The 821-nt window shown below is 48.0% G+C and carries 1 protein-coding gene; it reads left to right on the top strand.

The genetic code is table 11. From position 1 onward, the window contains the following. Positions 1 to 368 precede the first annotated feature (368 nt). The gene (locus V6U78_RS12690; protein WP_405341575.1) at positions 369 to 758 is read left to right on the top strand and encodes an SMI1/KNR4 family protein; all 390 of its coding nucleotides are present in this window, start codon (positions 369 to 371) and stop codon (positions 756 to 758) included. The last annotated feature ends 63 nt before the right edge of the window (positions 759 to 821 follow it).

Below are 821 nucleotides of genomic sequence, written 5' to 3'. Positions count from 1 at the left end.
TTCGCTGCGCTCAATTTTACACAAAACCGGCCGTCGCTCTCGTTCGCGTGAGCTTGGCGTTATTTGCCCAGCTCACCATCTTCCAAGCGATGGATTAAATCCTGTGTTTGTTGCCAACGCCCATAATCAACCGCCCGATTGATCAGCTCGTCTGTCACGGGGCTGTTTTTCCCGCGAGGGCGCAACTGCGCAGTCCCGTTACCAATGTCGAATCCACCAGCTCGATATTGAGCTTCACATAGCTTCTTCAGTTGGGATATTAGTGTCGCTCTGCTGAATCTTGCCATTGTCCACCTCTCATCCTTCGTTGTTGTTTGGTTCAAATAACAAAGCAATGCAACGCGCCTGCGGGCGTTGATTGCGGCGTTATGACTAAAGCTATGCATCAGATTGAGAGTATCTTGGCTATAAACGAAAAGTATCGGCTCGATGAGCCGATCCCACCAGAGAGCGAAATGGATCAGGTAGAGCTGACTCTGAAAGCCGAGCTCAAAGGGTGGTATCGTGATTTTGTTAAATTGGGCGGTTTAAACGATCTGAGGTTTAGCGCTGAAATTCTTGCACCCCATGAACTGCTAGAAAATCAGATTTACGTAAAGAGCCGGGCTTATATCGCTTTTGCTAGCAATGGTTGCGGTGACCTTTACTGCTGGTCAGTTGGTGAGTCTCCAACAATTTTCTTATGGGACCATGAGACAAACTTGTTCACAGAGGATGCTCCGGATTTTATTAGTTGGCTGGAGCGTAACCGGTTCTAGTCATAACAAATTGCTGCACTCGGAAAAATTACTCGCTGCGCTCCTAATTTTCCGGTGAGCAAG

This window comes from Marinospirillum alkalitolerans, from assembly GCF_045055655.1.
GTDB classification, from domain to species: Bacteria; Pseudomonadota; Gammaproteobacteria; order Pseudomonadales; family Halomonadaceae; genus Marinospirillum; species Marinospirillum alkalitolerans.
The sequence above is the reverse complement of the archived record's forward strand: the minus strand, read 5'-3'. Positions and strand labels throughout refer to the sequence as shown.

Excerpts from the sequence above, each read along its gene's own strand:
- V6U78_RS12690 (WP_405341575.1), top strand. The coding sequence starts at position 369 with ATGACTAAAGCTATGCATCAGATTGAGAGTATCTTGGCTATAAACGAA.